Source organism: Treponema sp. UBA753, assembly GCF_002297325.1.
Classification (GTDB): domain Bacteria; phylum Spirochaetota; class Spirochaetia; order Treponematales; family Treponemataceae; genus Treponema_D.
Map to the genome: position 1 here is coordinate 1 of NZ_DBKJ01000002.1, position 5,099 is coordinate 5,099.

General features: G+C 44.0%; 9 protein-coding genes. 7 read left to right on the plus strand and 2 right to left on the minus strand.

What is annotated here, in order from left to right:
- The 7 genes from B4C08_RS00065 to B4C08_RS00095 form a co-directional block, all read left to right on the plus strand.
- Window positions 1-254 (plus strand): DNA adenine methylase (locus tag B4C08_RS00065; protein ID WP_296662029.1); only part of this gene is annotated, 254 nt, incomplete at its 5' end.
- A gap of 16 nt (window positions 255-270) precedes the next feature.
- Entirely contained in the window at window positions 271-1,014 is a 744-nt protein-coding gene (locus B4C08_RS00070; protein ID WP_296015075.1) for a hypothetical protein, read from the plus strand.
- A 34-nt stretch (window positions 1,015-1,048) separates the two neighbouring features.
- Window positions 1,049-1,264, plus strand: a complete 216-nt coding sequence (locus B4C08_RS00075; protein WP_296662030.1) for a DpnD/PcfM family protein — start codon at window positions 1,049-1,051, stop codon at window positions 1,262-1,264.
- A gap of 155 nt (window positions 1,265-1,419) precedes the next feature.
- A complete protein-coding gene (locus tag B4C08_RS00080) occupies window positions 1,420-2,298 on the plus strand; it encodes a carbon-nitrogen hydrolase family protein (protein ID WP_296662031.1) in 879 nt (292 codons plus the stop codon).
- 325 nt (window positions 2,299-2,623) lie between these two features.
- Window positions 2,624-3,172, plus strand: a complete 549-nt coding sequence (locus tag B4C08_RS00085; protein ID WP_296662032.1) for a flavodoxin family protein — start codon at window positions 2,624-2,626, stop codon at window positions 3,170-3,172.
- Between the two features lie 30 nt (window positions 3,173-3,202).
- On the plus strand, window positions 3,203-3,586 hold the full coding sequence (locus B4C08_RS00090) for a VOC family protein (protein ID WP_296662033.1): 384 nt from the start codon (window positions 3,203-3,205) through the stop codon (window positions 3,584-3,586).
- A 13-nt stretch (window positions 3,587-3,599) separates the two neighbouring features.
- The gene (locus B4C08_RS00095; protein WP_296662034.1) at window positions 3,600-4,454 is read left to right on the plus strand and encodes an aminoglycoside 6-adenylyltransferase; all 855 of its coding nucleotides are present in this window, start codon (window positions 3,600-3,602) and stop codon (window positions 4,452-4,454) included.
- 51 nt (window positions 4,455-4,505) lie between these two features.
- Here the strand turns inward: B4C08_RS00095 and B4C08_RS00100 are convergent, their stop codons facing one another.
- Entirely contained in the window at window positions 4,506-4,634 is a 129-nt protein-coding gene (locus B4C08_RS00100) for a hypothetical protein (protein WP_296662035.1), read from the minus strand.
- Between the two features lie 69 nt (window positions 4,635-4,703).
- On the minus strand, window positions 4,704-5,057 hold the full coding sequence (locus B4C08_RS00105) for a TfoX/Sxy family protein (RefSeq protein ID WP_296662036.1): 354 nt from the start codon (window positions 5,055-5,057) through the stop codon (window positions 4,704-4,706).
- Between the last annotated feature and the right edge of the window lie 42 nt (window positions 5,058-5,099).

Sequence of the window (5,099 nt, forward strand, 5' to 3'; positions counted from 1 at the left end):
AAAATCTTGAAAAAGCCGCGCTTTTTATTTTTCTGAACAAAACCTGCTTCAACGGACTTTACCGCGTGAACAAAAAAGGCGAATTCAACGTTCCGTTTAACAATGCAAAAAATCCGCTGATTTGCGATGAAGAAAATCAGTACGTGCCGGCTAAAGCCGTCGGGCTTTCCGCACTTCGCTACTGCTCATTCCGTCGCAACCTTTGGTTGCTCTGGAACTTCGGTGCTCCAATCCCTCACGCAGAAATTATATAAATAAAAGGTAAAATTTATGAAGCAATATGAAGCTGTAATTCAAACCTTGGAAAAACTTGGCGGTGCTGCAACTTTAGGTCAATTGAATCAGGAAGTATTTAAAATAAAAGATTGCGAATGGAAATCAAAAACTCCTTTCGCCTCAATTCGCCGAATTGTTCAAGAAAATCCAAATATCTATAAAATTAAACCTGGACTTTGGGCTTTAAAATCTTATCAAAAAGAACTTGAACAAAAAGGAATTGTCGTTGAAACCGAAAAAAATAAAAATTCAAAAATTGTTCAAGAATTTACACATTCATATTATCAGGGACTTTTGGTGACTATCGGCAATTTGAGAAACAAGAAAACTTTTGTTCCTAATCAAGATAAGTCAAAAATGTTTCTTAATGAAAGGCTTGGTGATTTGCGAACATTGCAGGAACAACCGGCATATTCTTATGAAAAGTTTACGCAAAGAAGCTCGACAATTGATGTAATTTGGTTTAACGAAAGAGAAATGCCGGAAGATTTTTTTGAAGTGGAACATTCAACAGACATTCAAAACTCCCTTACAAAATTTTCAGATTTGCAGGATTTTTATACAAATATGTATATTGTTGCAGATGAAAAGCGTCATGCTGAATATGATAAGAAGTTGGGCTATACAGCATTTGATAAGATTAGAAAAGATAAAAGAGTAAAATTTTTAAGCTATGACAAAATTGAAAAACTGTACAAGCTCGAAATAGAAAAAAAAGAACTGGATTTAATTTTGTAGTTGATCAAAATAAAAATTCGATCAATATTTTGGTATGAACGAATATACAATTGAAATAAAAGAGATTTTGTCAGAATTAGTAAAAGTTGAGGCAGATTCCTTTGAAGAGGCTTTATCGAAAATAGAGGAAAAATACTATAGTGGTAAAATTGTTTTAGATTACAGTTCTTTTGATTGTGTTGATTTTTCAGAAATTACTGATTTTGAAAATCATAAAGAAATTCATAATTTGAATGATTATGAAGAATGAAAAATACGCTAGGAATTGCCTATCCGCGGAATTGCAGAGCTTTGCGAGATTCACGAGGACGAGCCGTATTTTGGCGTGGACTTGCCGTTTTGATTTTCTAATTTTCCGGCACATATTTTGCCACGCAAAACAAAAAATCAGTGTATAATAGAAAAATGAACACTTTGAAAATCACCCTTTTGCAGATAATGCCGGGCAATAATATTGAAGAAAACAGACGGATTGGCGAGGAGGCTTGCCGGAAAGCGAAACTTCTGGACGCGGACATCGCGCTTTTTCCTGAGATGTGGAGCTGCGGCTACAGTTTTCCGGAAAATCCGGCGGAGCTTGAAGAGCTTGCGGTAAGCGCGGACGGCGAATTTGTTTCGTTCTTCGGAAATCTTGCCGCGGAACTTGAGATGGCGGTGGGAATCACTTTTTTGGAAAAGCACAGCCCTCAGCCGCGGAACACGCTCCGTCTTTTTGACCGGCATGGAAAATCCGTCCTCACTTACGCGAAAGTCCACACCTGCGATTTTGGAGAAGAAAAAGTTCTTTGCGCCGGTGATGACTTTTACGTGTGCGAGCTTGACACAAAAAACGGCGTTGTGAAAACCGGCGCGATGATTTGCTATGACCGCGAATTCCCGGAAAGCGCGCGGATTTTGATGCTCAAAGGCGCGGAAGTGATTCTTGTTCCGAATGCCTGCCCCATGGAAATCAACCGCCTTTCCCAGCTGCGCGCAAGAGCCTACGAAAATATGTGCGCCGTAGCAACCGCGAACTACCCCGGCGGAAAGCCCGACTGCAACGGACATTCTTCCGCATTCGACGGAATTGCGTGCCGCCCAAAGGATTCACTCTCCCGCAACACGCTTGTTGTTGAAGCCGGCGAAAGCGAAGGAATCTACATCGCAAACATCGACCTTGACGAGCTTCGGGACTACAGAAGCCGCGAAGTCCACGGAAACGCCTACCGCCACCCGAAAAAATATTCGCTCCTCACAAAAGAAGAAATCCGCGAACCGTTTATCAGAAGGGATTACAGGGGATAAGGAAGGCTGATTTGTAATTCATTTGCTTGAGTTTCCTGTCATTCCCCGGCTTGACCGGGGAATCTATTTCACAAATATGCATGAGATTATCGGGTCGAGCCCGATAATGACAATACAGAGGCAAAGTGCGAACGCAGCTTAGGGCATGGAGCACCTGCGAAGCAGTCCAGTAGCGTAGCGTAAGGATGAGCGGATAGCGAAGTGCGGAACGCCCGACCTGCCGCAAGGCAGGGAAGCCCCAGAAAAAACTGAAAGAAAGGCAATCCGCTATTGACCAAATCTAACACAATTAGTTTAATATGCGAAAATATTCGGGAGAAATAAAATGAAAATTCTTGTAATCAACTGCAGCCCGGTAAAAAACGGTGCGACGGCAGAAATTGTGAAGCTGGTTTCTGATTTTTGCAAAAAAGGCAACGAAGTCCGCTCGATCTGCATTGGCGACTACGAGATAAAATTGTGCCGGGGCTGCCGGAAATGCCACGAGACCGCGGAGTGCTCAATTTTGGACGACACAAAAAAGCTGATGGCGGAATACGAATGGGCGGACAAAATAGTCTCCGTTTCGCCGTCGTACTGGGCGGACATTCCGGGCCAGTTCAAGGTTTTTATCGACAGATGCACTCCCTGGTGCAACACCCACGAACCGCACGCGAGAATTCCAGGAGGCAAAAAAGGCTACACAATCGCGCTCAGAACAGGTCCTTCAATGCCGGAATGTGAAAAAATAATCGGCAGCATCGAGCATTTCTACGGTCATCTTGAAATCGAAGCGAGCGGAAAACTTGGGTTTTGCAAAGTTGAACACAAGGAAGATGTCGCGGCACGCACGGAGGAAATACAGGAATTCTGCGAGGGGATTTGCCGCAACTGAAAAAGTAAAACCAACTCCAAATGAGGCATTATGAAAATTGAACACGTTGCACTTTATGTGAAAGATTTGGAAGGCGCGCGGAACTTTTTTGAAAAATATTTCGGCGCAAAATCGGGCGCTCTTTATCACAACAGGACATCCGGCTTCAAGTCGTATTTTCTGACATTTGACGGCGGAGCAAGGCTTGAGATTATGACGCGTCCGGAAATTCAGGACGTTGAGAAAAATCCTTTGAGCGCAGGCTACACCCATGTCGCCTTCAGCGTGGGAAGCAAAGCATCCGTTGACGCTCTTACAGAAAAACTGAAAGCGGACGGCTACAAAGTTTCAAGCGGACCTAGAACAACCGGCGACGGCTACTACGAAAGTTGCATTGTCGGAATCGAAGGAAACATGATTGAAATCACGGAATGAAAAGGAAAGAAAAATGAACTCCACCACAACCACACAAGACAAATATCACGAAATCAAACAACGGCTTCTTCTGATTGCGGAAAAACACGCGGAAATAAAGGCGGTTGTCGCAATCGGCTCGTCAACAAGAAGCGATGTTCCGGCGGACGAGTATTCCGACCTCGACCTTATAATCGCGACGGACGACACGGACTCCTGGCTTTACGGAAATCTTCCGGCGGAACTTGGCGACGTGAAAATCTCGTTTGTCGAGCCGACTCTTGGCGGCGGAATGGAGCGGCGAATTCTGTACTGCGGATGGCTTGATGTGGACATGATTGTTTTTACAGCCGGGCAGTTTTTGAACGCGGTGAACGACGGAACTGCAAGCTGGGTGATGAACAGAGGCTATGCCGTGCTGCACGACAGAATCGGGGCGGCGGAACTTTTGAAGCAAAAAATCAATTTGGAGATTCACAAGAGTGATTTTTCTGAAAGCGAATTCCAGAATCTTGCGAGCAACTTTTATTTTCACACGGTATGGGCGGCGAAAAAACTTCTGCGCGGCGAACTTTGGTCGGCTAAAATGTGCCTGGACTCGTACCTGAAAAATCTCCTTCTCAAGGTGCTGGAAGTCCAGACCGCAACAAAAAATCACGCTGACGTCTGGCACGATGGAAGATTTCTTGACCGCTGGGCAGACGAAGAAATCCGCGTGGAACTGAAAAACTGCTTTGCCCGTTACGACAAGGACGACATGAAAAACGCGCTTAAATCAACTCACAGGCTTTTTGCCAGAACCGCAAAAGAAACCGCCGCGCTAAAAAACTTCGCGTACCCGGACGAAGCGAAAAAGTTTTCAGAAGAATTTTTGGAAGAAAAGTTGTAGAATAATTTGCAAGAATAAAATCTTAATCACAGGATGTCGCCAATTTTTTCTTCACTTATAAATTTTCTCCCAATGCTCTTTTGTCATTATGCTCGTGTGTCCAACGCGCACTTCATTCAAAAGTGGAACAGGAACTTCGTCGCAGGTATGGTGAAAGACGAATCCCAGTTTTTCCTGCACGCGCTTCGATTTTTTTTCATCAAAAGAAATCGGTCGCCTTTACAACGTTTACGGTCATTCCGTTTTCTTCTACATAGTTCCAAAGATTTTCGTATTTGCTCTCTTTGATTTTCTCTTCTTCGGAACTGGCGTAATCTCTTCCAGAACTGGAATAATTTTATCCAGAAGCTTGCGGTTTTCAATGTCGAGAATAAAATGCTCCTTTGCGCCGTCGTAAGGAAATCCGCATTCCGCGCTGAACTCTTTCATAACCGGCTCTGTTTCCGGAAGCTTTTTCACAAAAACCGTGTTGTCGCACACAAGAAGAACCGGCTTTTCGTTCAGGTACGCCATGTATTCGCCGAACATCTTGCGGTTTCGCACTTCGCCGTAGCGTTCAATCTGCTCGCACACAAAATCGATGTATTCTTTTGTCGTCGCCATTTTTTCCTCTTAACAATTTCTCACCGCGCAAGCAGATTGCCT

Coding starts and splice junctions, on each gene's coding strand:
- B4C08_RS00070 (WP_296015075.1), top strand. CDS start 271: ATGAAGCAATATGAAGCTGTAATTCAAACCTTGGAAAAACTTGGCGGT.
- B4C08_RS00075 (WP_296662030.1), top strand. CDS start 1,049: ATGAACGAATATACAATTGAAATAAAAGAGATTTTGTCAGAATTAGTA.
- B4C08_RS00080 (WP_296662031.1), top strand. CDS start 1,420: ATGAACACTTTGAAAATCACCCTTTTGCAGATAATGCCGGGCAATAAT.
- B4C08_RS00085 (WP_296662032.1), top strand. CDS start 2,624: ATGAAAATTCTTGTAATCAACTGCAGCCCGGTAAAAAACGGTGCGACG.
- B4C08_RS00090 (WP_296662033.1), top strand. CDS start 3,203: ATGAAAATTGAACACGTTGCACTTTATGTGAAAGATTTGGAAGGCGCG.
- B4C08_RS00095 (WP_296662034.1), top strand. CDS start 3,600: ATGAACTCCACCACAACCACACAAGACAAATATCACGAAATCAAACAA.
- B4C08_RS00105 (WP_296662036.1), bottom strand. CDS start 5,057: ATGGCGACGACAAAAGAATACATCGATTTTGTGTGCGAGCAGATTGAA.